The sequence below is a fragment of the Microbacterium sp. OR16 genome (assembly GCF_047306725.1).
Classification (GTDB): domain Bacteria; phylum Actinomycetota; class Actinomycetes; order Actinomycetales; family Microbacteriaceae; genus Microbacterium.
The window spans coordinates 144,107-170,936 of sequence record NZ_JAZEXK010000002.1; the positions used below are offsets into that span (position 1 = coordinate 144,107).

Annotated in this window: 16 protein-coding genes and 2 tRNA genes; 3 read left to right on the top strand and 15 right to left on the bottom strand. The window is 68.4% G+C overall.

Features of this window, described 5'->3' with window-relative positions:
- Position 1: 1 nt before the first annotated feature.
- From V2S05_RS11295 to V2S05_RS11310, 4 genes are all read right to left on the bottom strand, one after another.
- A complete protein-coding gene (locus V2S05_RS11295; protein WP_413635423.1) occupies positions 2-5,701 on the bottom strand; it encodes a PKD domain-containing protein in 5,700 nt (1,899 codons plus the stop codon).
- 187 nt (positions 5,702-5,888) lie between these two features.
- Entirely contained in the window at positions 5,889-6,515 is a 627-nt protein-coding gene (locus V2S05_RS11300) for a hypothetical protein (RefSeq protein WP_413635424.1), read from the bottom strand.
- 119 nt (positions 6,516-6,634) lie between these two features.
- Positions 6,635-7,552, bottom strand: coding sequence for a glycosyltransferase (locus V2S05_RS11305; RefSeq protein ID WP_413635425.1), 918 nt, complete (start codon positions 7,550-7,552; stop codon positions 6,635-6,637).
- A complete protein-coding gene (locus V2S05_RS11310; RefSeq protein WP_413635426.1) occupies positions 7,552-8,286 on the bottom strand; it encodes a CDP-alcohol phosphatidyltransferase family protein in 735 nt (244 codons plus the stop codon). The genes V2S05_RS11305 and V2S05_RS11310 overlap by 1 nt, the downstream gene beginning before the upstream one ends.
- Positions 8,287-8,622: 336 nt before the next feature.
- On the opposite strand from V2S05_RS11310, the gene V2S05_RS11315 reads away from it, so the two are divergent.
- Both V2S05_RS11315 and V2S05_RS11320 read left to right on the top strand, forming a co-directional pair.
- A complete protein-coding gene (locus V2S05_RS11315; protein ID WP_413635428.1) occupies positions 8,623-10,626 on the top strand; it encodes a glycosyltransferase family 4 protein in 2,004 nt (667 codons plus the stop codon).
- On the top strand, positions 10,623-12,359 hold the full coding sequence (locus tag V2S05_RS11320) for a polysaccharide deacetylase family protein (protein WP_413635429.1): 1,737 nt from the start codon (positions 10,623-10,625) through the stop codon (positions 12,357-12,359). The genes V2S05_RS11315 and V2S05_RS11320 overlap by 4 nt, the downstream gene beginning before the upstream one ends.
- 78 nt (positions 12,360-12,437) lie before the next feature.
- On the opposite strand, the gene V2S05_RS11325 is transcribed toward V2S05_RS11320, so the two are convergent.
- From V2S05_RS11325 to truA, 6 genes are all read right to left on the bottom strand, one after another.
- Positions 12,438-14,210, bottom strand: a complete 1,773-nt coding sequence (locus V2S05_RS11325; protein ID WP_413635430.1) for a right-handed parallel beta-helix repeat-containing protein — start codon at positions 14,208-14,210, stop codon at positions 12,438-12,440.
- A 430-nt stretch (positions 14,211-14,640) separates the two neighbouring features.
- Entirely contained in the window at positions 14,641-16,005 is a 1,365-nt protein-coding gene (gene glmM / locus V2S05_RS11330; RefSeq protein WP_413635432.1) for a phosphoglucosamine mutase, read from the bottom strand.
- A 17-nt stretch (positions 16,006-16,022) separates the two neighbouring features.
- Positions 16,023-16,508: a 30S ribosomal protein S9 gene (gene rpsI / locus V2S05_RS11335; RefSeq protein WP_099195945.1), complete on the bottom strand. Its 486-nt coding sequence runs from the start codon at positions 16,506-16,508 to the stop codon at positions 16,023-16,025.
- 27 nt (positions 16,509-16,535) lie between these two features.
- On the bottom strand, positions 16,536-16,982 hold the full coding sequence (rplM, locus tag V2S05_RS11340) for a 50S ribosomal protein L13 (protein WP_182252391.1): 447 nt from the start codon (positions 16,980-16,982) through the stop codon (positions 16,536-16,538).
- 177 nt (positions 16,983-17,159) lie between these two features.
- A complete protein-coding gene (locus V2S05_RS11345) occupies positions 17,160-17,828 on the bottom strand; it encodes an endonuclease/exonuclease/phosphatase family protein (protein ID WP_413635433.1) in 669 nt (222 codons plus the stop codon).
- Positions 17,829-17,892: 64 nt separating this feature from the next.
- Entirely contained in the window at positions 17,893-18,741 is an 849-nt protein-coding gene (gene truA, locus V2S05_RS11350) for a tRNA pseudouridine(38-40) synthase TruA (RefSeq protein WP_413635435.1), read from the bottom strand.
- Between the two features lie 172 nt (positions 18,742-18,913).
- On the opposite strand from truA, the gene V2S05_RS11355 reads away from it, so the two are divergent.
- A complete protein-coding gene (locus tag V2S05_RS11355; protein WP_413635437.1) occupies positions 18,914-20,287 on the top strand; it encodes a DUF222 domain-containing protein in 1,374 nt (457 codons plus the stop codon).
- Positions 20,288-20,500: 213 nt separating this feature from the next.
- Here the strand turns inward: V2S05_RS11355 and V2S05_RS11360 are convergent, their stop codons facing one another.
- The 5 genes from V2S05_RS11360 to V2S05_RS11380 all read right to left on the bottom strand — a co-directional run bounded on the left by V2S05_RS11360 (position 20,501) and on the right by V2S05_RS11380 (position 26,824).
- Positions 20,501-23,848: an ATP-binding protein gene (locus tag V2S05_RS11360; protein ID WP_413635439.1), complete on the bottom strand. Its 3,348-nt coding sequence runs from the start codon at positions 23,846-23,848 to the stop codon at positions 20,501-20,503.
- Positions 23,845-24,819, bottom strand: coding sequence for a DUF4194 domain-containing protein (locus V2S05_RS11365; protein WP_413635440.1), 975 nt, complete (start codon positions 24,817-24,819; stop codon positions 23,845-23,847). The genes V2S05_RS11360 and V2S05_RS11365 overlap by 4 nt, the downstream gene beginning before the upstream one ends.
- Complete coding sequence (locus V2S05_RS11370; RefSeq protein WP_413635442.1) at positions 24,812-26,281, bottom strand: DUF3375 domain-containing protein; 1,470 nt, start codon at positions 26,279-26,281, stop codon at positions 24,812-24,814. The genes V2S05_RS11365 and V2S05_RS11370 overlap by 8 nt, the downstream gene beginning before the upstream one ends.
- A 365-nt stretch (positions 26,282-26,646) precedes the next feature.
- A tRNA-Met gene (locus tag V2S05_RS11375) sits at positions 26,647-26,720 on the bottom strand.
- A gap of 32 nt (positions 26,721-26,752) precedes the next feature.
- A tRNA-Thr gene (locus tag V2S05_RS11380) sits at positions 26,753-26,824 on the bottom strand.
- Positions 26,825-26,830: the final 6 nt, after the last annotated feature.

The following is a 26,830-nucleotide window of genomic DNA, read 5'->3' on the forward strand; positions in this document are numbered from 1 at the left end:
GTCACGGAGCGGTGACAGTCAGGTCATCCCAGCTGAACTTCGTCGTCGCGACCGAGGATGCAGACGACACCGTGTTCATGAGGCCGATGGTTCCCGCGGCCTGCAGCGCAGCAGTCGAGTCGGTGGCCGTCAGCTGCCATGCCGGCGGCTCGGGCTCCGCACTCTTCCACACCTTCGCGCCCAGCGTCGTCGGCCCGGTGCCGCTCACACTCAGAGCGACGCTCAGCGTCGTGCCCGGCGTGTAGGTGAACGAGGGCATGAGGTACGAGCCGAGTGAGATCTCATCTCGCAGCAGATACAGTCGCACCGCCCCACCGGCCTCGAACCGCACCCGAGCGGCGTAGTTCGAAGCGCCGACCTGACGCCCGATGACGTTGGCCGTGCTCGCGCCGCCCGCCGACACCGCATCGGCCGACACCGTGACGCGCACGGTGACGTCGGTCTTCGACAGCGGCAGCCGGGCCCACCGCGTGTGCGACGGCGCCAGAGCGGCCTGTCCCTTCCCATCTGAAACCGAATACGCCGCAGCGCCGCCCGACAGAGCCCACGCACCACCCGTGTCGGCTGATCCCCAACCGCCCGCCGGCACGGTGCGCTCGAACGCGTCGGATGCCAGGGTGGTCACGGCCGGAGGTGCGGTGGCGACGACCTGCTGAGTGGTGGATGCCGTGGCGCCGGCCGCATCGGTGACCGTGAGGGTCACGGTATAGGTTCCCGCAGTGGCGTACGTGTGCGTCGCCGTGCGCCCTGTGCCGGTGCCGTCGTCACCGAACGCCCAGGCGTACGACTGGATCGTGCCATCCGGATCAGCCGAGGCGGAGGCGTCGACGGCGACTGTCAGGTCGCTGGTTGTTGCAGTGAACGACGCGACGGGCGCCTGGTTCGGCGCAGGCGCCACAGTCACCTCGGCCGTCTTCTCGGCGACGCCGCCCCGGTCATCGGTCACGGTGAGCTTCACCGTGTAGGTGCCGGGTGTGGTGTAGTCGTGAGATGCCTGTGCGCCGATGGCGCTTCCGCCGTCGCCGAACGACCAGTCGTACGACTGGATCGTGCCATCAGGATCAGACGATGCCGCACCGTCGACATTCACCTTCATCCCCGCGACTGCCGATGTGAACGACGCCACGGGTGGCTTGTTCGGTGCGGCCGGTGCAGTGGGATCGACCACCAGCAGGGAGTGCAGGTCCATCGTGGCTGTGTTCGTTGCAGAAGAGCCGCCGAGATAGGTGAGAAGACCCACCGAGCCCTTGTTCTGCATCGCCGCCGTGGAGTCGGTGCCGGAGAGCTGCCACGCCGCGGGTTCCGTGTCCGCGGAGCGCCACACTTTGACGCGTACCGTGGTGGGCGATGCCCCGGTCACCTGAAGACGCACCGACAGCTCGTCGCCGGCGGCGTACTTGCCGCTGAGCACGTACGAGTTGCCGATGGCGTTCTCTCCCCGGAGGATGTAGATCCGCATCGTGTCGCCCGACTCGAACCGCACGCGAGCGCCGTAGTTGTCACCGGAGACGTACCGACCCAGCAGGGTCCACGAGTACCCGGCTCCGGTGCGATCGACCGCGAAGCGGGCCGTGACGTCGACATCCCGAACAGAGACGCCGTTCAGAAGAGCCGTGCGCGTGTCGTACTTGTTCGACACGATCCTGCCCGACCCGCCGGTGACCGAGAAATTCGATGAGCCTCCGACCGCCGACCACGCGCCGCCCTTGTCAGCCGTTCCCCAGCCCGCGGTCGCCGAACGGTCGAAGTCGTCAGATGCGATCACTGTGAACTGCGGCGGCGCTGTCGCCGTCACCTCGACCGTGGCTGCGTCCGTGCCGCCGCGATCGTCGGTCACAGTCACTGTCACGGTGTAAGTGCCCGGAGAGGCGTACTCATGGCTGGTCTTCGCCGTCGTCGTGGTCGCCCCCGGCGTTGAATCACCGAAGTTCCACGCATACGAGACGATCGTGCCGTCGGCATCGCGAGACGCAGAAGCGTCGAACGCCGCCGTCAGATCGGCGACCGTCGCCTTCAGCGCCGCGACCGGCGCGCCGTTCGGGGCAGGGGTCGCCGTCACTGGCTGAGTCGCGGTGGCGCTGGCGCCACGGTCATCGGTGACGGTGAGCGTCACCGTGTAGTCCCCGGCGGTCTCGTAGGTGTGCGACACCGTCTTGCCGGCCGCTACCTGCCCGTCGCCGAACGCCCACGAGTAGGTGCTGATCGTGCCGTCGGCGTCTGCCGACGCGGACGCGTCGAGCGCAACGCTCATGTCGGTGGCCGAGACGGTGAACGAGGCTGTCGGTGGTGTGTTCGCACCGCGTACCGTGACCGTCTGCGCAGTGGTCGCCGTCGCGCCGCGATCATCTGTCACGGTCAACGTCACCTCGTAGGTGCCGCCGGAGCGGTAGGTGTGCAACGGCGTCGCGCCTTCTCCCGTGTCGCCGTCACCGAAATTCCACGCGTACGAGGCGATCGAACCGTCGACATCCGCCGAGGCGGAGGCGTCGAACGCAACCGTGAGGTCGGTCGGCATCGCGGTGAACGCTGCATTCGGGCTCTCATTCACCGTGCTGAAGCGCCCGACCTGGAAGTGCTCGTCGATCTGATCGGGTGTGAGGGCGGTGCTGTAGACGGCGACTTCGTCGATCGTGCCCGTGAACGTCGTCGCGCCCGCCCAGCCCGTGTCATTGCCGACCCGCCAGTAGCCGTTGTAGTTCTGGGCAGTGCTGGTGGGGTCGGTGCCCGCCAGCACTCCGTCGACGTAGAACGACATGCCCTGAGGTGAGAGCACCCCCACCACGTGGTGCCACGAGCCGTCGTTATATGCCGCGCTCGTGCGGATCACACGCTGACTGCCGTTGTAGACGCCGAAGTTCAAGGTTCCGTCCGGCGACATGTAGATGTGTCGGTCGTTGTTCGAACTCAGCGCAGTGTTGCGGTCACCGAAGCCCAGTATCTTGCCGCCCGCAGTGGTGGTGGTCTTGAACCACGCCTCTGCGGAGAAGATCTGCGGATTGACGAACTGCTGCGTTCCGGCGAGCCTGACCGTCGAGGTGCTCAGCGGAGGTGCCCAGCGGACCGCAGTGTCCGAGACGCCGGTCAGCGCGCCCGCCTGTCCGCGAACCAGCTGGCTGCTCGTGCCCGTGTACGTTCCGGTCGATCCGTTCATCCCCGAATCGGCGGCTGTGGCGGTCGTCCCCGTCTCACCGAGTCGCCAGTACAGCGTCGGGTCGAGAGAGAAGACGGCCTTGCCGTAAGCATCGGACGGAGCGGTCGCCAGCGCCGACGATCGCCCGCTGGCGACCCGGTGCGCATCGACCTCTTCACGCGTGAGGACCCGGTCGTAGACCGCGACCCCGGCGATGGTTCCACTCAGGTACGCGCTCGCACCTGCGCTCGGCCACGAGTTGAGGTTGTCGCCGCCCACTCGCCAGTACCCGCTGTAGGCCTGTGCGGACGTCGTGTCCGTGCGCTCGCCCACCTTCGCGCCGTCGATGAAGAGCCGCTGCCCGTCGGGGCCGAGCGACGCGACGACGTGGTGCCACGCGTTGTCGTTGTATCCTGCGGCCGAGGTGATGGTCCGCGCGGTTCCCGGGTACACACCGAAGGTGACTCGCCCCGAGTTGTCGAGGTAGACGTGCCGGTCATAGCTCGACGAGTTCCCGGTGGCGGAGGACCCGAATCCGACAACCTTGCCGCCGCGGGTGCTGTTCGTCTTGAACCATGCCTCCACGGTGAACACCTGGGGTCCCGTCGACGGTGTGGACGTGACCGCCATCGAACCGGAGCTGCCACTGAACGTCGTGGCCGTGGTGGGCTGCGTGAGGATCGGACCACTCGCTCCTCGGGTCGCGCGATTGACCGTGAGGTCATCGCTGCCCACCCAATCGAGCCCGGTGGTGCCCGAGGTCTCGTTGAGCGGCCAGTAATCCACCGGTGCGCTGTCGAGGACGGCATCGTCATACGCGGTGGAGACTCCGGCCGTCGCGGTGGTCACCGGCGTCCAGTCGCCCTGGGTCCAGTTGCCGTCCGGATCGGTGACCCGCACGCGGTAGCTGTAGGTGTTCCCCGGTGTGACCGTGGTGTCGCGGTGGCTCATCGCCGGCGTGGTCCAGAAGTTCGACACCTCGTCGGCCTCGTAGATCGGCGTGCTCATGCCGATGTCCTGCCGGAACAGCTGGTAGTGCAGCTTCGCGTTGTCGCGGTCGTAGTTCGCGTTCCAGGTCAGCCGGTTCACACCGGTCTGGTACGACACCGCCTTGAGCGGCCAGGCACCTCCCTGCACCTGGGGCCCCTGCTTCTTGGGCGCGACCGCCTTGCTGGCGAAGCGCACGATGCCCTGCTGAGACGCGCCGTTCACCTTGAGGAACTCCCCGCCGACGAGCAGGTAGTCGCCCGCAGCGGTGATCTGCCACGGCCCCTGCGACTGGCCGGTGTAGTTGCCCGGGACGTACTTGGGGTACCACTGCAGAAGCGTCGGCGCCTGCTGCCCGGTGAAGCTGCGGTAGTTGTAGATGTCGGGAGTGATCCGCTGCCCAGTCGGCTCTTTGGAGAACGCCAGAGAATGCTGGAAGCTCCAAGGTTCGGTCTGCGGGAAGCCGCCGATGTTGCCGCAGTAGTGGGGGTGCCCGGCGACGTAGACGGCGTCAGCGGTGGCGGTGACGTCGTAGGTGTCGCCGTGGCAGTCTTCCATCCAGACCAGCCGGCCGTCGCTCCAGTCCGCGCGGAACGACCCCTCGAAGCCGTCTTCGCTCGTCCCGCCGAAGTCGAATGCGGTGCCGTACACGCTGTCACCATCGGACGACAGCGAATACATCGCTGCGGCGGTTCCGCCGTTGCGAAGCACGCTGTTCATCGCCCACGGCATCAAGCCGCCGGTGGCCGTGTCCAACGCGGTGATGCCGCGGCCGGGATTGGTCGAGCCGTTCACAGATGTGAACGACCCGGCGATGACCACCTTCCCGCCGTCCGGCGAGACGACGACGCCCTTCGCACCGTACCCGCCGGCGACACTCGCAGAGAATTCGAGCACAGCGCCGGTGGCGGGAGACACCGCTGCGACCTTCGTGCGCTGTGCTCCGTTCACAGTCGTGAACTCTCCAGCGAGATAGATGGCCGACGCAGTCACTGCCACGGCGTCGACGCGGGCGTTGACGTCCGGAGCCCACGATGAGATGAGTGCACCACTGGCGGTGTCGAAGGCAGCGATGCGATATCGCCACGCCCCCGCCGCCTGAGAGAACTGACCGGCGACATAGATGCGCGACCCGTCGGCCGACTTCTTGATGTCGAACACCGTGCCGTTCGTGCCCGGGTTCCACGACCCGATGAGTGCTCCGGTCTTGATGTTGTATGCAAGAAGGTTCGCGCGCGCAGTCTCGTTCGAGCCGGCGGCCGCACCTGCGGGCCGGGCGCTGGCGAAACTGCCGCCGACGTAGACCGTGTCACCGACCACTTCCTGCGCGTACACGACACCGTCGACCTGGACGGTCGGCAGCGCATCGGCGGTGTACGTCTCAGGCGTACCGGCGGGCGGGGCCGTGTCAGCCGACGCGGCAGCGGGTGCCAGCAGCATTCCGCTGACGACCATCGCGAGCACCGAGATGACCGATACCGCGCGATCGCCTCTCGTGGATGCCGTTCTTCCGTCGGCGCGACGACGCTGTCCGACGAGCTTGTTCTCGGACGCAGAAACGCGTCCGCCCCATTTGATGTGCACTTTTCTCCCCAGAATGCGCTGTGGCGTTCCCCATGAACACGCCAGCACAGGCGCTTCCCCCCAGAAGACCTGTGTCGAGCGCAAGCATAGAGCCCAGCACCCGTTTCACCAAGAGCTGACGCGAATTCTCCGCGTGACGCGTACCCGATCGTGGCGTTCGACGAGAGACCTCACCAGGCTGCAGCGATCAGCCGACCTCGCCGCGGAAGACGAAAGCGGGCTGCCCGGCTCGATAGTCGATCGTCACCGTGACGTCGTCGCGCTGTTTCTCGGGAATGTTGTACACGTACACACCCTCGGCGCTCTTGCCGTCGCGCAGAATGCCTTCGAAGGGTGCTCCACCGGGACGAGACAGCCCGACGGCCGGGGTGCGCCGTTCACCGACGTAGGCGTTCACCGCGACCAGCCCGAGGTCGACCGGCTCACCCGACCGGTTGTCTATGCGCAGCGTGAACTGAACAGCCGGGCCGGCGATGTCTCCCGCTTGCACAGCCTCGCCCTGCACAGCTTCCATCTTCACGATCTCGGCGACCAGTCCGGCATCGTTGTCGGAGGGCTCGGTGGGCTCCACCGGCGCGAGCTCGGGCATCGTGTCGGACGACCGCGACGGCAGCGGGGTGGAGGTCGGCAATGGCGGCGCGGGCCGCGTGACCGTCGGCGTCGGCTGCGATGGACCTGGACTCGAGCTCGCCTGAGACCCCGCGTCTGGCTGAGCTCGGCTCATCGCGTTGAACGCGATGACGGCTGCGATGAGAGCGGCGCCCACGACGACCGCCGCGATCCACACCCATCTGCGTCGTCGGTCCGTTCGCACCGACGCATCTTCGACTTCCCGCACGTCTGTCCCCTGCCCCACAGCGCTGGCGCCCAGCGGTGGAGCGATTCTAGCTCACTCGCTCCCTCTCGCCCGGGTCGCGTCGTCCAGCGGTCGTGTCACGATGAGCGCTGAGCGCGCGCGATCCGTCGGCCATCGCGGCGCCCGCGCCAGGCCGGTGGAATGGCCCGCCAAGGCCGCATCAGCTGTCGGCGTCCGCCCCGCAGCAGGATCTGCCAAGCTGCGGCAGTCGCGCAGGCATCCCAACGTCGCACGGCGTCGGCATCCAGCAGCTTGGCGGCTAGCAGCATGCGATTGCGGATGTTGAAGTAGTAGTAAGTCGGTGATTTCGCCGGTTCAGAGGCGTCCCCGCCACCGTGCGTGCCACCTTCGTCATGAACCGCGGTCGCCTCGGCGACCAGGCGCAGCGCGCCTCCGGCATCCTCGACGCGCAGCGAGAAGTCGACGTCCTCCCAGTACAGGAAGTAGTCCTCGTCGAAGCCCCGAGTCCGTGCCCATGCCGCCTCGTTCACCATGAGCACCGCGGCGGTCAGCCATCGGCGCATGGGGGCGTGCGGGTTGCGAGCGATCCAGGCGGCGCCGTGCGTCGACCCGTCGCTCAGGTCGAGGGCTGAACCTGCCGACCAGACCCGCCCGGCACCATCGAGCACAGTCGGTGCTGCGATCGCGGGAGCATCCCCGACGACGGCGTTGAGCAGCAGCGAGACGGATGACGCGTCGATGCGGGCATCCGGGTTCAGCAGCAGATGTCGAGTGCGCCCCCCTGCTCGGGCCGCCTCCACACCGGCGTTCACTCCCGCGCCGAACCCGAGATTCTCGGCCTGCAGCAGCGCCCGCCATCCCTCCCGCTCGGCGAGCGCGGTCACGAGATCCGCCTCCTGCGCTGTGGTGCGATTGTCGACGACGATCACCTCGGCTCCGGGCAGCGCGGCCGCCGTGGCGACTAGGTTCTGCTCGAGAAGCGCGGACGATCCGTAGTTCACGACGATGACCGAGAGGGACGCGAGATCGGTCATCACGCCCCCGACTGTGACAGAGCGCGCATCTGACGGAACCACCGCACAGCCGCGAGCGCGCAGAACCCGACGGCAGCGGCGAAGAAGAGCGCATACGCGACGAGGAAGGCATCAGTCCATCCCCACAGCAGATAGACCATGCACACGATGCCGTAATCGACAGGGAGGCGAAGCAGCGAAGCCAGCGCACCCCCGCCGCCGCGCTGAGCCGATGTGGCTGCTCCGTGAGCGACCTTGAGCAGGTCGTTGAGGATCATCCCGAAGAAGGTGGCGGTCGCGACCACCGCGAAGCCGAGCGGCACGAGCAGGTATGCCCGAGACACATCGTCGATGCGGAACAGTCCGACAGCGGTGGCGAGCGGCAGGGCAACGATCTTGAGCGAGTCGAAGAAGTGATCCAGCCACTCCCCTGCGACTGATCCGCCCCCGCGCAGGCGCGCCACCTGTCCGTCTGCGGAGTCGAGCGCATACCCAACAGCGAGCAGCAGCCAGATGAGCACCCCCAAGGCAGGGCTCGGGGGCGCGGCCGCGATGATCGCGATGCCCGCGAAGGTGAACACCGCGCTCACGCCCGTCACCACATCGGGTGTCATCCGCAGTCGATGAGCCACCGCCGCGAACACCCGGCCGACGGGCCTGTTCACATACACGCTGTAGCCTGGCGCGCCCTTGGCGCGCCCTTTCTGCGCAGTGGAGAGACGCCGCATGATCGCCCCGATCGTCTCGTCACCCATCGGCGTGCTCCCTTCCCCGCGTGGCCGGCGCGAGATCACCAGATAGAGTATGCCTTGCCCGGGAGGACGTGCAGTGCTGGGGAGCACTGCTGATGCGGACTGCCGGCGCGGAGGAGGGGACCTCGCGTGAGCATGGATGACAGGCGGCATCGGCCGCGACGGCGCGTGCTGATCAGTGCCTACGCGTGCGGCGCGGGGATGGGACCAGAAGCCAGTGCGGGATGGGCACTTGCTCGAGCGGCTGCGCAGTCGGCAGACGTGTGGATCCTGACGCGCGAGCGATTCCGGGATGCGCTGACGCGGACTCTGGCTGCTGACCCCGACCTCGCCGCACACGTGACCGTCGTGCATATCGACCTGCCTCAGCGGATCATGCGCTGGAAGCGGCGCGGATGGGATCTCTACTGGTACTACGCCCTGTGGCAGCGCCTCGCAGGACGCACGGCAGAGCGTCTGCACGCCGAGGTCGAGTTCGACGTGGTCCACCATGTCTCGTTCGCCAACGATTGGATGCCCTGCGGAGTCGCGAAGCTGGGAGTGCCCATGGTGTGGGGCCCCGTGGGCGGCGCCAGCCGGCTGCCGCTCATGCCGCTGAGACGATGGCTGGGCGGTCGAGGCATGCTCACCGAGCTCGCCCGCACCACGCTGACGGCGATCCCGAGACGGATCTGGGGAGATGCCAGCGCGCGCCGCGCCGCGATCGTCGTCGCGCAGAACCCCGATGTCGCTCGCCGGTTCCGTCGGGCTCGATCCGTCGTCGTCGAGCCCAACGCGGCATTCACCGGTGAGATTCCGGAGCATCGTGGCAGCGAAGACGGCCACACGGCCGTCTTCGCCGGGCGTCTTCTCGCGTGGAAAGGAGCGGCCCTCGCCATCGAGGCGATCGCACAGCGGGCCGCTTCGGGGTGGAGATTGATCGTCCTCGGCGAGGGTTACGAACTGCCGCGATTGCGCAGGCTGGCGCATTCGCTCGGCGTACCCGAGCGCGTCGACTTCCGAGGACATGTGAGCCGCGAGGTGACGCTGCAGACACTGGCGGGATCGGATGCCCTGCTGTTTCCCTCCATGCACGATCAGGCCGGCTGGATCGTAGGAGAGGCCAGTGCAATGGGCCTGCCCGTGGTGTGTCTCGATCTCGGCGGCCCGCCTACGCTCGCCGGGATCAACGGACATGTGGTCGCGGCGAGAGGTGGGGACCTCCCAGGGCGACTGGCGTCGGCGCTGCGAGATTCCGCGGCGAGCCCCGCTCGTCCACACGACCGCTGGGACGCTGCACGGCTGCCCTCCCTCGTGGAGGGCTGGTACGCCGACGCCGTTGCCGTTGGGCCGGCCACCGAGCTCGCCGTCATGGAGTCGCTCAGCCGCCCCCGGCCGACCACGAATCCTTACCTCATTCAGCTGTGCCAGTCGCTGCAGCGCACACCGGGCATAGAGCTGTCTTACTTCAGCTGGCGCCGAGCGCTCTTCGGAGAAGTCGATGTCTTCCATGTGCACTGGCCCGAACTGCTCATGGGCGGGCATCGTCGTTCGGGTCGCGTCGCGCGAAGACTCCTCACAACGGCATTCCTGCTGCGCATCCTGATCACGCGGGTGGCTGTGGTGCGCACTCTTCACAACCTCGAGCGACCGTCGGGACTGGGTCGCATCGACCGGCTGCTCCTGACCTGCATAGACCGGCTCACCACCTCCACCGTCACGCTCAACGAGACCACGCCCGTGTCGAGCGGGCAAGCGCACCACACTGTGCTGCATGGGCACTATCGCGACTGGTTCGCGCATCACCCGCGCCACGACGCCAGAACCGGCCGAGTCGCGTACCTGGGTCTGATCCGCCGATACAAAGGCGTCGAGCAGCTCATCCGAGCCTTCCTCGACTGGGACTCCCCCGACGCCACCCTGGCGGTGGCGGGACGTCCGTCCACCGACGAGCTGCGGCACGAGCTGCAGTCACTGGCCGGCGACGACGAGCGCATCTCCCTCGCGTTCCGGTTCCTCGATGACGCCGAGCTCGTCGCGAGGATCAGCGAATCCCAGCTCGTGGTCCTGCCGTACCGGCACATGCACAACTCGGGTACCGTTCTCGCCGCCCTGTCCCTCGATCGACCGGTGCTGATTCCGGACAACGCCGTCAACCGTGCTCTGGCAGACGAAGTCGGAGACCAGTGGGTGCATCTCTTCGAGGGTGATCTGCAGGCGAACGATCTCCGGCTCGCAATGGAAGCGACACGCGCCCCCCGCACATCGGTGCCCGACCTCACGCGCCGGGAGTGGACCGCAGTGGGGGCGCAGCATGCGGTTGCCTTCCGGCATGCCGCCGCCCTGCGCCGGGGGCGACGATGAACGCCGGTGGCGATCGCGCCGCCGTGTCGCCTGAGCGCTGCGGTTTGAACCGGCCGCGCATCGTCGTCGCCATCCCGACGTTCCGACGGACAGATCGGCTCCGCCGGCTGCTGGAGGTGCTGCCTGACAGGCTCGGGGAGGTGACGCTCACCGCGCAGATCCGGGTGCTCGTCATCGACAACGACCCCGAGGCAAGCGCGCAGCCGATCGTCGGCCGGGCTCGCAGCGAGATCGTCTGCGACTACGTGCACGAGCCGCGTCCCGGCATCGCAGCCGCCCGGCAGAGGGCACTCGACGAGACACGCGAAGATGACCTGCTGGCCTTCATGGACGACGACGAGACGCCCCGGGAGGGATGGCTCGCGGCGCTCATCGAGACGTGGCGGCGAAGTGGCGCCGCTGCCGTTGCCGGTCACGTCAACACTGACTTCCCTCACGACACCGATCCCTGGGTGAGAGCATCCGGGCTGTTCTCACGCCCGTTGCATCGCGATGGTGAGAGTCTTGCGGCCGCAGGCGCTGGCAACCTGCTTCTCGACCTCACGCAGGTGCGCGCATCCGGCGTGAGCTTCGACATCACCCTCGGACTGTTCGGCGGGGAGGACACACTCTTCACCCGGCAGCTCGTTCGCGCAGGCATGCGCGTGGTCGCATGCCCGGCATCCATCGCCGACGACCCACTCCAGCCCTCGCGCGCGACCCGCGCGTTCGCGCTGGCACGCGCACGCCACCACGGGCAGATGCAGGCCGTCATCGATCTGCGTCTGGCTGAAACCGCGAGTCAGCGACTGCGCACGCGACTTCGCACCGCCGGGAAGAGCCTGGTGTGGACTGCGCGCGGCTTCGGTCGGGTCGTCGTCGGTGCGGTCCGTGGATCGCTGTCGATGCGTGCGAGGGGCGCGCGCCAGATACAGCGCGGTATCGGGATGGCAGAAGGAGCGGTGGGCGTCGCGCGGCCGGAGTATGCCCGAGCGGAAAACGGCCAAGGGCGAAGTCGCGCAGGACATCACACCCACTCAGCGCGATCGGCGCTCGCCGCGTTCGTCCGCTCGGTTTCTCCCGTGTTCCGCTCGATCACGGGAGTGCGGACCGTCGAGCGCGTCGTGGTCCTCACGCTCGACGACGGGCCGGATCCGGAGTGGACACCGGCGATCTTGGATCTGCTCGCCGAGCGACAGGCGACCGCGACCTTTTTCGTCCTGCTCTCCCGAACACGAAGGCATCCGGCCATTCTGCGCCGGATCGTGGACGAGGGGCACGAGGTCGCCCTGCACGGTGCCGACCACCGTCGACTCACGGCTCTCCCTCGAGCGGAGGCGCGACGCATGCTGCGCGAGGGCCGCCGCGAACTCGAGACGCAGACAGGACGCCGCATCCGCTGGTATCGGCCGCCCTACGGTGCCCTCACCGCGTCGACCTGGCGGGAGGTGCGCGCAGCGCAGCTGACGCCGGTGCTCTGGGGCACGAGTGCACTCGACGGCAGAGATGCATCGAACGACGAGCGCGTCGCGCGAGCAACGTCGTGCGCCGCCCCAGGCCTTGTGCTTCTCGCGCACGATGCGAGAGCCGGGGCCGACGACGGGGTCGACGACCCCGAAATCGCGCGCTTCGATCGAGCCGCCCTGCTCGCCGACATCCTGGACGAATACCACCGACAAGGGCTGCACGCGGTCTCGCTGCAGGATGCCCTCCACCGAGGTCGCGCCCGACGGCGCATGGTCCTGGTCGGCTGAAAGCACGTCATCTCAGCCGGCGCACGCGCGGCGCCCCGCCCCGGGCCGACGGACAGATCGTGGCGCCGCGCATCTGCTTCAGCGCGCGGTGGGAGGAGGCAGCACGGCGCCCACGGTGGGTGTCTGTGCTTCCACGCCGATCGACTCGGCGATCGCCACAGGCAGCGGATAAGTGGACACCGGGTTCGGCACGGTCAGCGCGCCGGTGGCGGGATCGATGATCTCGCCTCCCTCAAGCAGCACGGATCGAGCATCGCCCCCCGTGTGCGCTCGGAAGCTCTCGATGTCGAGGAAGCCGCGTGTGCCCTTGGCTCCGTCAGCCCAGCAGGCGAAGTTTGCCGGCGATGCGGAGGAGCTGCGGTGGTAGAGGTTCGCATCCTGCGCGACACCGAAGTCCTGACCGGACCAGCGGCCGGTCAGATCCTGGGTGAGCACTGGGCAGGGCCCGGCGCCGTATGCCATGACGTTGTTGCGCACCACGATGTCACTCGTGACCCACGGGATCGAGGACGTCAGTGCCTCGACCGGCTGTCGACGCTCATCCTGCATGTAGGTGATGGTCTTGACGTTGCCGGTGAAGGTGTTGTTCCAGATGTCCACGTCACCGGAGTCGAAGACGAACAGGCCGTTGTTGCCGTTGCGAGAGATGTGGTTGCCGGCGACGATGGCCGAGTTGCTGAGCTCGACCTCCAGGCCCTCACGACCATTGTCGGCGAGCACGTTGTTCGACACTCGCAGCTTCGAGCTCGAGACATCGAACCAGAGCCCGGTTGAGTCGATGTTGGCGGAGAAGATGCTGTTCGCCACAGTGACGTTGGTTCCGCGCGAGATCTTCATTCCTCCCGCGACCGGCTTGTGGTTGAATCGCGCGGCGTTGTTCGCTGTGACCAGGCTGTTCGTGACCGAGAGGTTCTCACTGGCGTTGACGCCGATGCCGAGCAGCCCATTGCCGGTCACCGTGAGGTTGTTGATCGTCTTGTCATCGTTCCAGATGAACAGACCGACGGTGGCGTTGTCGCGGATCACCATGTTCTCCAGCGTGATTCCGTCCACCTCGGCACTGACTGCTCCCAGCAGGGCGGTCGTTGTGCCGTAGCGCTTCACACCGAGGCCGCGCACAGTGGTGCCCTCACCTTGGATCTTCAGCGCTTTGGCGAGCGCACTCGCCTCGACGACGCGGCCTGTCGGATCGTCGCCGATGACGAGCCTCTGGCCGGCTTGATCGGCGTAGAACGTGCCGGGTGTCACCAGGTCGGGACTGCCCACCTGGGTGAGAGGTGCCCCATCGACCCACACTTGGTCCGGGTGGCCTGCCATGGGGTGAGCCGGGTTCACCCACCAGCTGGTCTCGTCCTGGTCGACGCTGAAGGAGACACGCGAGTCGAAGAACGCGCTCCAGGGGGCCGTCCAAACATCTCCGGAGCGCGACCATCCGTCGACATTCCTGGCACCGTCGAGCCAGACGGCCTCGCCGGGTGCCGCCTGAATCGTGAGCGTTTTCGAGAATGGCACCGCGAGCGACTCGGTGTACGTCCCTTCGTGAAGAACGAGGGTGGAGCCGCTCGGCGACGAATCGATCGCGCGCTGGGCGCCCGAGATCGGAGAGGAGTCGCTGCCGTCCCCGCTGCTCGTCGAGCCTTCCGGAACGACGTGCACGGCGTCGGACGGCACGTCGTACGACGCCTCCCCGACGGGCACAGAGCCTGCGACGACCGGAGACGAAGAGAGCACCGCAGCAGGAGCGGAGGCAGCCTCGTCGGCGGTCGCGGACGCGGCCGACAGCTGAAGACCGAGTAGAGCGAAGACGAAACCGAGGGTCAATTGGGCAGGGCGGCGTCGGAGAAAGCGCATACGGGGAGCCTGTTTCGGGGATCTGTCGGGCGGTGAGGAGCGATCATCCGCCGGAACTGGGAACCGCACGGATGAGCCCATGAAAACAGATGAACCTGAGTATCGAATCCGTATCACTGCGGCGTGTCGCTTGCGTGTACCGCAATCCTGATATATTAGATCAGGCGGGATGCACACGAAGGTGGCACATCCGCCCCGCTTGACCGATAGAGTCAAAGCGCGACGCTGTCACATGCGTCGCTGGCGCGATACGGCATCCCCAGTGCCACGCGTCAGATGCGGAGCTGTCCCCAGCGGCCCGCATCAGCGGCCCCCGCAGAGTCCCCACTCGCCGGGGCCGCGCCCGTCTTCCCGGCCAACGGGCCATCTGCCCGTGAATACGAGAAAGGCGGCCACCCGCAGGTGACCGCCTTCTTCGACTTGCTCGAGTTCAGAGCGCGAGGTGCTGTCGCACGGTGCTCGCCAGCGACTCGGCGTGGGAGTTCGCGGTCTCGGCATCCGCCGCCTCGACCATCACACGCACGAGCGGCTCGGTGCCCGACTTGCGCAGCAGCACCCGACCGGTGGGGCCCAGCTGGGACTCGACGTCCTTCACGGCCGCCTGCACGCCGGCGTGATCCGAGACGGCGTCCTTGTCGACGTCCTTCACGTTGATCATCACCTGCGGGTAGACCGTCATGATCGAGGCGAGCTCGGCGATCGACTTCTTCTGACGCGCCATCTCGGCGACCAGGTGCAGGCCGGTGAGCAGGCCGTCGCCGGTGGTGGCGAACTCGCTCATGATCACGTGGCCCGACTGCTCGCCGCCGAGCGAGTAGCCGCCGGCGGTCATGTCTTCGAGCACGTAGCGGTCGCCGACCGCCGTCTGACGCACGGTGATCCCCTGCTCGCGCATGGCGATATGCAGACCGAGGTTGCTCATCACGGTGGCGACGAGAGTGTCGTCGACCAGCTTGCCGCGGCTCTTCATCGCCACGGCGAGGATCGCCATGATCTGGTCGCCGTCGATGATGTTGCCTTCGGCGTCGACGGCGAGGCAGCGGTCGGCGTCGCCGTCGTGGGCGATGCCGACGTCGGCTCCGACGCGGATGACCTCCGCCGCGAGCTTGTCGAGGTGGGTCGATCCGACGCCGTCGTTGATGTTCAGACCGTCAGGGTCGGCGCCGATGACGGTCACCTTGGCGCCCGCCGCGGCGAAGACCTCGGGTGATGCTCCGGATGCCGCGCCGTTGGCGCAGTCAAGCACGACGTGGATGCCGTCGAGGCGGTGCGGCAGCGAGGCCAGCAGGTGCATGACGTAGCGATCCTCGGCATCCGCGAACCGGATCACGCGACCGACGTCACCACCGGTGGGCTGCAGCTTCTCGCGGGAGTGGATGGTCTCCTCGATGCGCTGCTCGACGACATCCGGCAGCTTCACGCCGCCACGGGCAAAGATCTTGATGCCGTTGTCGGGCGCCGCATTGTGCGAGGCCGAGATCATCACGCCGAAGTCGGCGTCGACATCCGAGATGAGGAAGGCCGCGGCCGGTGTGGGCAGGGTTCCGGCATCCAGCACATCGACACCCGACGAGGCGAGACCCGCCTCGACAGCTGCGCTGAGGAAGTGCCCCGAGATGCGCGGATCACGCGCGACGACGGCCGTGAGCCGCTTGCCGACCGCGCGACGCGCGTCGGCAATACGGCCCTGGCCCAGGACGACAGCAGTCGCCTGGGCCAGGTGGAGCGCAAGCTCGGCGGTGAGGAGCTGACCGTTGGCCAGCCCCCGCACGCCGTCCGTTCCGAACAGTGCCATAGAAGGAACTGTACGGATCAGCGCTTCGAGTACTGAGGAGCCTTGCGGGCCTTCTTGAGACCGGCCTTCTTGCGCTCGATGACGCGAGCGTCGCGCGAGAGGAAGCCGGCCTTCTTGAGGGTCGGGCGGTTGTTCTCGGCGTCGATGTTGTTCAGCGCACGGGCGATGCCGAGGCGCAGGGCGCCGGCCTGACCCGAGTCGCCGCCACCCGAGATGCGGGCGATGACGTCGTACGCACCCTGCAGGTTCAGCACCGTGAAGGGGTCGTTGATCAGCTGCTGGTGCAGCTTGTTCGGGAAGTAGTCCTCGAGCGTGCGACCGTTGATCGTGATGGTGCCCGAGCCGGGAACCAGACGCACGCGGGCGATGGCCTGCTTGCGACGGCCGACAGCGGCGCCGGGAACGGAGAGCACGGGGCGGGGAGCCGACTCCTGAACCTCGGCCTCAGGGCTCGAGGTCGAGAAGTTCTGCGGGAATTCGGTGGTGTCCTGGATTTCAGCCACGAGTATGTCCTTAAGTCTTTATGGCGCTTACTGGGCGACCTGGTCGAGGGTGTACGGCGTGGGCTGCTGAGCGGCGTGCGGGTGCTCGGCACCTGCGTAGACCTTGAGCTTCGACAGCTGCTGACGACCCAGGGTGTTCTTCGGGAGCATGCCGCGCACGGCCTTCTCCACGGCGCGAACCGGGTGCTTCTCGAGGAGCTCGGCGTAGCTCGTGGCGGTCAGGCCGCCCGGGTAGCCGGAGTGGCGGTAGGCCATCTTCTTCTGGAGCTTCTGACCCGTGAGGGCGACCTTATCGGCGTTGACGATGATGACGAAGTCACCGGTGTCGACGTGGGGAGCGAAGGTGGCCTTGTGCTTGCCACGCAGGATTGCTGCTGCGTGCGATGCCAGACGGCCGAGAACGACGTCGGTGGCGTCGATGACGATCCAGTCACGCTGGACCTGCCCGGCCTTCGGGGTGTAAGTGCGCGTCACGATAGTGCTGCTTTCTTGATTCGAACGGAGAGGTTCGTGAATCCCACTCCGGGGTGGGTTCCCTCTCGAGGATCCGAGATGGAACACGCGCCAGTGGAGGGCTCACGTTCGCGGGTGCGACCGCAGTTGATCACACACCAAGGGTCAAGCTTACAGCATCCGGAGGCTGAGACCGAACTACTCGGCCTCAGCGGTCACCAGGATCGGGCGGTGGTCGCTCGTGGCCTGCGGCAGGGTCGTGATCTTCGAGATGTCGAAGCCGACCGAGGTCGCGAAGTCGTAGTGCCCCTTGAACACCCGGTAGCGGGTGTACGTGCGGTCGTCGCTGAGGGTGAGCGTGTACCCGTGGTCGCGCACGGTCTGGCCCAGGCTCTCCTTGAACACGGGGTAGTTGTAGTCGCCGACCATGAGCACGGGCATCCCGGGCCCGAGCTCCTGCAGGGCGTCGAGACCCGCCCTGATCTGGTTGCGACGCAACGAGTTGAGCGCGGTGAGGGGCGCGGCGTGAAACGACGCGACGATCAGCCCCCGTCCGGTGTCGATGTCGCGCAGCTGCGCGCCGAGCACCCGCTCGTGCACGGGCTTCAGCACTCGATCGTGCAGCGACTTCTTCAGCCCGATGGTGCGCACCTGCTCGACCTGGAACGTGTTGCGGCGCAGGTACATCGCCAGGCCCAGCCGATTGCCGCTGGTGGTGTGCACAAGGGAGAGTCCGCCGATGGCATCCGGAAGGGCGGTGGTGTCGCACTCCTGCAGACAGAGGATGTCGGGATCGTGCTCGGCGACGAGCGCGGCCAGCTCCGTTGCGGCACGATGCTTGCGAAGGTTGTACGAGATCACTCTCATGCCCGCCACGTTACCGCCGCCATCCGAGCGCGCGATCGGGGTTGCGCGAGAGACTCGCGCGGGACTATTCCTCGTCGCGGTCGCGGCGGGCGCGCGTCTGCTCGGCGCGGGATGCCAGCAGCTCGTCTGCCGGATACCCGACCTCGACGAGCGTGAGCCCTCTGGCCGGCAGCACCTTGAAAGCGCTGGTGCGGGTGAGCTCGTCACGCAGGCGCGCGACGTCGGCGACCTCGAGCTTCCCCTCCCCCACCGCGGCGCATGCCCCGACCAGTGCGCGCACCATGCTGTGGCAGAACGCGTCAGCCTTCACCTCGGCTACCAGCACGCCGTCGCGATCGCGGGTCCATCGGTAGTCGAGCAGGGTGCGGATCGTGGTCGCCTCCTCGCGGGGCTTGCAGTACGCGGCGAAGTCGTGCAGGCCGATGAGGGTCTGTGCGGCGGCATCCATCCGCTCGACGTCGAGAGCTGCGCGGATCGTCGTCGTGTCGTTGCGGCGCATCGGGTCGTAGCCGACCGTGGCGTCGGCGAGACGATAGCTGTACCGGCGCCACACGGCCGAGAATCGCGCGTCGAATCCCTCGGGTGCGAGGCTCGTGCGGGTGACGGTCACGTCCGGGTAGTTGCCGAGCACACCCCGGATGCGACGCGCGAGCGACCCCGCAGGATCGGTGGCCGCGTGGCCGTGGCGCGTCTGCAGCCGAGCCCACTGGGTGTCATCGAGGTCGACGTGCGCGACCTGATCGGCAGCGTGCACACCGGCATCCGTCCGGCCGGCGACGACCAGCTGCGCCTCGGATCCGAGGATGCGCGCGAGCGCCGCCTCGATCGTGCCCTGCACCGTGCGCAGACCCGGCTGCTTCGCCCAGCCGCGGAAGTGGGTGCCGTCGTAGGCGATGTCGAGGCGGATGCGCACGTGTTCAGCCTAGACGCGAGCGCCGGCCGCGGATGTCGGCGGTTGATGCCTAGGATGCCCGACCGACGCGTTTCATCAAGTCGCATAAAGTTTCGAGAGTTGTGGAGAAGTGGTACGGTTTTCTTCGTAGTTTTGCTTGACTTGCGGGTGGCCGGCGTTTAGGCTTTTTGACATGTCAGCACCCGCTCTGGACCCGTTGCGAGAAGCCGTCACGGCCCTCGCCGGGGTGTGGGCGGATGCCGCGACCGCGGCCGACCTCGACCGGTCAGATCTCGTGTCGATGACCCGCGCCATCGGGTCGGCGCGGCGGGCGCTGGATGCCCTGCAGGCCGACGTCGCCGCGGCCATCGCGCACGAATCCCGACCGGAACTGGGTGCGGAGTCGCTGGCGAAGCAGCAGGGATTCCGCAACACCGCGCAGCTCATCGCGACGACCACCGGCACGAGCGCGGGAGATGCGGCGCGGCTGGTGAAAGTCGGCGAGGCGATCGCACCCAGGCAGAACCTGCTCGGCGAGCCGGCGCCGGCGAAGTACCCGGCCGTGCAGGGTGCCGTCACCTCCGGCCGGTTGGGTGGTGCCGGGGCGGCGGTGATCGTGGAGTTCCTCGACCGGGCGCGGATCGGGGCAGACAAAGACCTTGTGGCGGATGTCGAGCAACAGCTGGTGAAGCGGGCGGTCGGACTGTCGCTGGATGACGTGCGCCGCCTCGTCACGCGCGCCGAAGCGGTACTCGAAGCCGACAAGCTCGAAGCGCGAGAAGAAGAACGCCGCGCGCAGCGGGCGCTGAGCATGTTCGAACGCGACGGGATGCTGCACCTGAACCTCATCACCCCGGCCGAAGAGGGCGCGCCGATCAAGGCCGCAATCGACGGATACGTCACCGCGCAGTTCCAGGCACGCAAAGATCTGGCCGACGCGGGCATCGCGGATGCCGATGGCGCGGATGCCGATCAGCGCACCGTCACCATGATGCGCGCCGACGCACTCACCCTGTTCTGCGCCCACATGCTCGACTGCGACAGCCGGATGCCCGTCGCCGGCGCCACCGTCATCGTCCGCATCAACGCGTCAGACCTGGAAGCCGGGACCGGCTGCGGGACGATCGACGGCATCGATCAGCCGATCTCGGTCGCCGCGACCCGACGCATGGCCGCCAGCGGCGGTGTCATCCCGTGCGTGCTCGACAGCGCCGGCGAGATCCTCGACTGGGGACGAGAGAAGCGCTTGTTCACCAAACCGCAGAAACTCGCACTCGTCGACCGAGACGGCGGATGCGCGATGTGCGGGCTCCCACCCAGCATGACCGAGGTGCATCACATCGACTGGTGGAACCGAGACACCGGGCCGACGGACCTCGCCAACGGGATCCTGCTGTGCTCGACCTGTCACCATCGCATCCATGACAACGGGTGGGAGATCCGGATCGAGAACACCGATGCGCGCTCGAGCATCAGGGGACGAGTGTGGTTCATCCCACCACCACACATCGATCCCACCCGCGCACCCCGCCTCGGCGGCAGAGCCCGCTACGACATCGCCGCCTGAGCACAGCAACGCTGCCCCCGCCGTGCGACCCGGACCTGTGGTGCGACTCGGACCTGCCGTGCGACTCGGACCTGCCGTGCGACCCGGACCTGCCGTGCGACTCGACCGCGCAGTGGCGCTTCACCCGGGCTGCCCCGCGATCGCTCGCTCAGACCACACGCTCAGACCACACGCTCAGACCACACGCTCAGACCACACGCTCAGACCACACGCTCAGACCGCGACCTTCGGCTTCGCCCACGATCGCCCGCGGGTGTCCTTGAGGATCGTGTACTCCACGTCGACGTGCGGCTCGATGGCGCTGTACTTGTCGTTCGGCGCGCCGATCACGAGCTGGAAGCCCAGCCCCCGCCACGCGCCGATCGCGCGCTTCGTGAAGTGCGCGTCGGCCTTGATGAGGGCCTCGTCCATGAACACCGGCGCGTAGCGCGGGCGCGAGGCGCCGGCATCCCCCAGCTGGTACCGCAGAGCCGCGCCGACGATGAACGCGACCAGCTCCTGCGACTCGCCACCCGACTTCTCGCCGATGTGGTCGTACAGGGCGATGTGCTCCCCCGTCTCGGCGAGCACCCGCTCGGCAGACACCCGCACGTGGTTTCGCACGTCGATCAACTCGGCGAAGTCGGGAGCGGTGCGGCGCATGCGCCCGATCAGCCGGTTCATCCGCTTGTACGCGTGCTCGCGCTCGTCGTCGGTCGACGCCGCCTCGATCAGCCCGCGCACCTCGCGCAGCTCGCGGCGGAAGCGCTTGCGCGCCTCGGACTGGTTCTCGCGCGGCGAGATCTGCAGGCGATGCCGGTCGTCGTAGAACGGCAGCTCGCGCATGATGCTGTTGATCGGCTCGATCCGCTCTCTGATCTCGCGCACCGCTCGGCTGAGGGTCGAATCGAGGCTGGTCAGGTCATTGCCCGACAGGCCCAGCAGGCTGTCGCGCCATTCGCTCTCGAGCTCGTGCAGCCCGTTCGTGCGCAGCGCCTTGAGGATGCCGAGGAACTCGGGCACCGAGGCATCCGGGTCCGGCAGCAGGTTGAGGTTCGGCCACCTCTCGAGGAACGACGACATCAACTGCCGCATCCGCTCGCGCTGCTCGTCGTGCGCCTCCTCGGCCGCGCGGCGATCGGATGCCAGACGCGCCGCCGCCGACTTCAGCGCCAGGTCGAGCCTGGCCAGCCGGTCACTCGCCGACAGCCCATCGCCGTCGTCGGACGCCGAGAGCATGAAGCGCTCATCGAGGAACGCCGCCTGGGCGTCGCCCACCGACATCTCCGACGCCTCGTCGACCACGCGCTGGCACTCGTCGACGTCATCGGTGACCGCGCCCCAGCGCTCTTGCGTGTCTGCGCGCTGCGCGCCGAGCGCGCCGATCTCGTCCCGCAGCACGGCCGCGCGCACCTTGAGGCTCTCGACCCGCTCGCGCAGATCAGCGATCTCGGGATCCGCGGTCGTCACCTCGGCCTCGACGGCCTGCCACCGCTCGACCTCCGCGGCGAGCGAGGCGACGTCGACCTGCTCCCAGGTCAGGTCATGGATCATCGCGAACGCCGTCGAGCGCTGCTCGATGGCATCCATCGCCGCCTCGGCGTCGGTCACCGCGGCGGTCGCCGCCGCAACCTCCGCCTCGAGAGCCGCAGCCTGCTCGTCGAGCGCACGCACGCGCCGCTCGTTCGAGAAGCCGAGCACGTTCTCGCGGCCATGCCCGCCGTGCGCCCCACGGCTGCCCTGCGACATCTGACCGGCGATCGTGAGCGCCATCGCGTGCGCGCCCAGCTGCGCCGACGAGTCGACGCACACGAACCCGAAGCGCTCGTCGAGGCGCTGCTGCAGCCAGCCCGTGAACGGCGTGGGGCGGTGGTCGAGCCGCCCCGGCAGCGTGCGCGTGTCGGCGAGATCGGCCGACGCCAGCCCGGTCTGCACGCCCTCGTAGCGCAGCCGGATCGGCAGGCGCACCTCGTCGATCGCCGCACGGAACCGGTCGAGATGCGCATCATCGAGCAGCAGCGTGGTGGCGAACCCGCCGAGGGCGAGGTTGAACGCCTCGCGCCACGGCTCGAACTCGGTGCGCACCTCGATCAGCTCGCCGACGAACGGCAGGTCGTCGACGTCGAGACCGGCGGCCTCGGCCAGCAGCACGCGCGCCCGGTCGAGGGCCGGAGGGATGCTGCCGCGCAGCCGATCCGCCTCCGCCCGCTCCTCGGCGAGCGCCCGCCGGCGCTTGGCGAGCGCCTGCCGAGCGGATTCGGCCTCGGCGAACGTCGCCCGCGCCTGCCGTCGAGCGGATGCCTCGGACTGCGCGGCGCGGGCGGCCGCCTGCACCTCGGCGAACTCCTCGGCCGTGCTGGCCGACAGCCCGAGCTCGGCCAGCACGGTGTCGAACCGGTCGCGCTCACGCTGCACCTCGGCGAGGCGCCGCTCGGCCGCGCGCAGCTCGCGCTGCGCCGTCTCGAGCCGGTCGCCGCCCGAATGGCGCAGCAGGTCGAGCAGTCCGTCACGCTCGGCTTCGGCGGCGTCGACGAGCGCCTTCTTCTCACGCAGGGTCAGGTCGAGGGCGTGCGTGCGCTCGCGCAGCTCGTCCTCGACCTCGCGCAGCAGATCGAGGCGGCGCTCGGCCCGCCACAGGGTCGCGCGCGAGTCGGGGGAGGCGAAATCGCCCACCTCGTCGATCAGACGCACCTGCTCGGCCGCTGCCGTGATCCGCTCCCGGATGCCCGCGATCGGCTCCAGCGCGTTCACCTGCTGGCGCGCGGTGATCATGCTCGCCCGGGTGCTCTCGAGCTCGTCGAAGTGCGCGACCACGGCATCCGCCGTCGCCATCGTCTCGGGCTCTTCGAGGACCAGCCGCTTGTACAGGTCGTCGACCGTCGTGATCTGCTGACCGGCCTGGATGCGCGCGAGCAGACTCATCGCCTTCGCACCCGAGCCTGCCGCGCCGATGCCCAGCACGGCGTGCAGGCGGGCCGAGAACTCGCGGTCGGTGCCGAGGGTCTCGAGCCCCAGCGCGCGCAGCGCCGAGTCGGCGAGGCGCTGTGAGGCCGCCTCTTCCAGGCGTGCGAGGTCGAAGAAGCCGTCGGTCGTCGCGCGCACCCGCACGGTGTCTTCGAGGATGCGCGCGCCGGCCGGGATGTACCAGGCGCGCAGCGCCGTGAAGCGCGAGCCGTCGTGGTCGAGCCACGTCATCGCGATGGCCGTCCAGGTGTCTTCGCCGTCGCCGCGCAGCACGCGCAGCTTGGTGCCCTCGTCGGTGCGCGACTCGTCGATCTTGCCGCGGCCGTACGAGAGGATGTTGCGCTGCTCATCGCCTCGGGGGCGACCGGTGATCCCGCCGTTGGAGGCGCCGTTGAACGGCGTCGTGTGCGGCATCATCAGGGCGATGTAGGCATCCATCAGGGTCGACTTGCCCGACCCCGACCCGCCGCAGAGCATGGTCGCGGTCGGCGAGAAGCGCACTCGGTGCGGGCCGCCGTCGTAGCCACCCCAGTTGACCAGCTGCAGGTCTTCGGCGACCCACTGCTGACCACGGGAGTCGGCGGGGATCAGCCCGAAGAGCGTTTCGAGCATCGTCACAGCGCTGCCTCCTTCTGGGCTCTCTCGGCACGGGATGCCTGCTGCGCCGCCTGCTCACGCAGCCACGCGCGCAGCTCGGCGAGCTTCGCGGCGCTGAGCACCACCTCGACCAGCGGGCTGATCCGGTACCGGCCGAACGTCTCCTCGTCGATCACGCCCTCGCGGTCGAGTCGGTCGAGCGCGGCGCGGATCGCCTTCTGCTGACGGGCGGTGCTGCCGTCGGCATCCGTCAGATAGCTGAGCACGGTCTGCTCGATGTCTTCGACGTCGATACGAGGGGCCGGCTCGCCCGCGGCCGACTCGCGCTGGAAGACCGTGCGCAGGTGCACGAGCACCAGCGTCTCGGTGCGGTTGTACGGGGCATCCTTCAGCAGGATCGGCACGTCGAACTCGTCGGAGCGCACCTGCTGCTTGTAGGCCACGCCGCGCCCGAGGTCGACGACCAGGCGCAGGTACAGGTCGTGCATGCGCGACTCGATCAGCTGCTGGTGCTCGAGCAGCAGCGCCCATTCGGAACGACTGTCGGCGCTGAGGAATCGCCGCTGCAGCACGTGCACGAGCACACGTCGCACCTCCGGATCGAGGGTGCCGCGATCGCCGGGGAAGAGCTCGTCGGGGTCGTCCTCCATCGCGACGGGGGCGATGAACGGCGCGTCGGGCTGCGCGTCCGGCTGGTCGTCGCGGTCGTCGGCTTGTTCAGGGATGCCGAACGACGGTTCCGCGGCATCCGCACCGGCATTTCCCATCCCCGACCCGGATGCCCGGCCCGCGGCCGACGACTCAGGGATGCCGAACGCCGGTACCGCGGCATCCGCACCGGCGTTTCCCATCCCCGACCCGGATGCCCGGCCCGCGGCCGACGACTCAGGGATGCCGAACGCCGGTTCCGCAGCATCCGCACCGGCGTTTCCCATCCCCGACCCGGACGCCGGGGCAGCGGCCGGGCCCGAAGCAGCAGTCTCGTCAGTCATCGTGATCCTCCTCGGCTGTGCGGGCGGTCACCGAGACGAACGCGAAGCGCCTCGTGGTGCCGTCGGGGCGCAGCGTCTCGACGGTCGACAGGCCGTCGGTCTCGGTCATGCCATTGCGGTGCGCGATCTCGAGCAGACCGACCAGGTCCACCGGGCGCCGCGTGTCTTCGGGTGCGTGGGCGAAGGCATCCGCCAGGTCGAACTCCGCACCGAGGCCCGCCACGTACGTCTCGAGCTCGGCGTAGCGGGGGCCGCCCCACGAGCGCGACTCGGCTTCGAGGTACTCGACGTCGTCGGCATCCGTCAGCGGCGCGGGAGCCCCGGGCGGGCGAACATCGCCGACGGTCTGGCGGAGCCGGCCGAGGTCGATGAGCGGCAGGCTGCGCATTGGGTCGACCACCGCGTTCGACGGCGCCGACTGCGCCCACTGATGCAGGCCCGAGATGACGTCGCGCAGCAGGTCGTCGATCTGCCGGTCGCGCAGCGGGTCGTGGGTCTTCACCTGCCCGGTGATGACGTGCGAAGCACGGCGCTGCGCGGCGAGCACCTCTTCGACGCCCAGCTCGACACGGCGGCCGATCGCGTCGAACTCCGCCCGCTGGGTCTGATCGAGGTGACGGGCGAACGGATGCGTGAGCAGGTCGTGCAGCTGCTCGGCGAGAGCGTCGATGCGCTCGGGGTCTCCGATCAGCCGCAGCGCTCCGGCGAACGCGCGGCCTTCGGGAGTCGCCTGCATGACGTCTTTCGCGCGCTGCAGGTACTCGCGCAGCACCTCGCCGGTCGGGCGCTCGTCGCGGCGCAGGTGCGCGACGACGTCGCGCTGCATCGCCTTGAGCGATTCGGCGACGCGGGTGAAGTCGGCCGGCAGCTCGCGCGCCAGGTGCAGGATGTTCTCGGCCTCTTCGTACAGCTCCTCGTCGTCGACGGGAACAGTGCCGTTCGCCTGCACCCACAGGATCTCGGCGTCGAGGGCATCCCTCTCGGCGGTCAGACGGGCGATGCGCTTGACGGGGTCGGCCTCGGCCTCGTCGGCCAGCCGTTCGACCGCGTCGAGCAGGGTGCGCACACGCGAGTTCGACACCCGGGTGCGGCCGCCGCCGGTGCGGCCGGTGATCTCGAGCGCCTCGACCGCGTGCGCCGAGAGCCGGTAGACCTCGACGTCGTCGTCGATCTGCTGCACGAGCCAGCCCTGCTTCGCCCAGGTGCGGCACACCTCGCGGCCGCTACCGGCGGGGATGCGGCGATCGTCGTCGTCGTGCCCGGCCGATCGCAGCTCGTCGAGCGCCTCCGCGACCTCGGCGTGCGCGTCGGCGACGGGCACGGACGGCCGCTCGGCCGAGAAAAGCATCGACAGGGCCGCGATGACGAAGGGCGCCTGGCGACCGTGAAGCAGCCCCAGCGTCGGCGTTCGGAACGCCGCGAGGGAGCGAGAGTATGCCGCCTCGGCACGCGCGCCAGTCACACGCTCCAGTTTATCGGTCGGGTGCCTGGGCTTCATGCCCGGCGGCGCGCCCGGCCGGCTTTCGTGCCCGGTCGGCGAGGCGCCGCAGCTGGGGTGACGATGGCGGCACGGCGGCGGCACGGCGGCGGCTGTATGGCGGCATCCGCCGCATCCGCCGCACCCGCCGCACCCGCCGCGACCGCCGCATCCGCCGCGAGACTTGCGTTGCAGCATGAGACCGACCGTCAAGTCTCATGTCTCGTGCCGGAACGGAAGTCTCGCGGCGGGCCGCGCAGCCCCGGACCGGCCGCGGGCTATTGGCCCCGCCCGCAGCAACGCATCCCGGATACGACAAAACCCCCGGATCAACCGGGGGTTTCATTCTGTAGCAGGAGCGGGGCTTGAACCCGCGACCTCACGATTATGAGTCGTGCGCTCTCACCAACTGAGCTACCCTGCCGCAGGGCATCCGATCGAAATGCGAATGCTGCGAGCCCCGAGTCAGGATTGAACTGACGACCCCTTCCTTACCATGGAAGTGCTCTGCCACTGAGCTATCGGGGCGTGCTG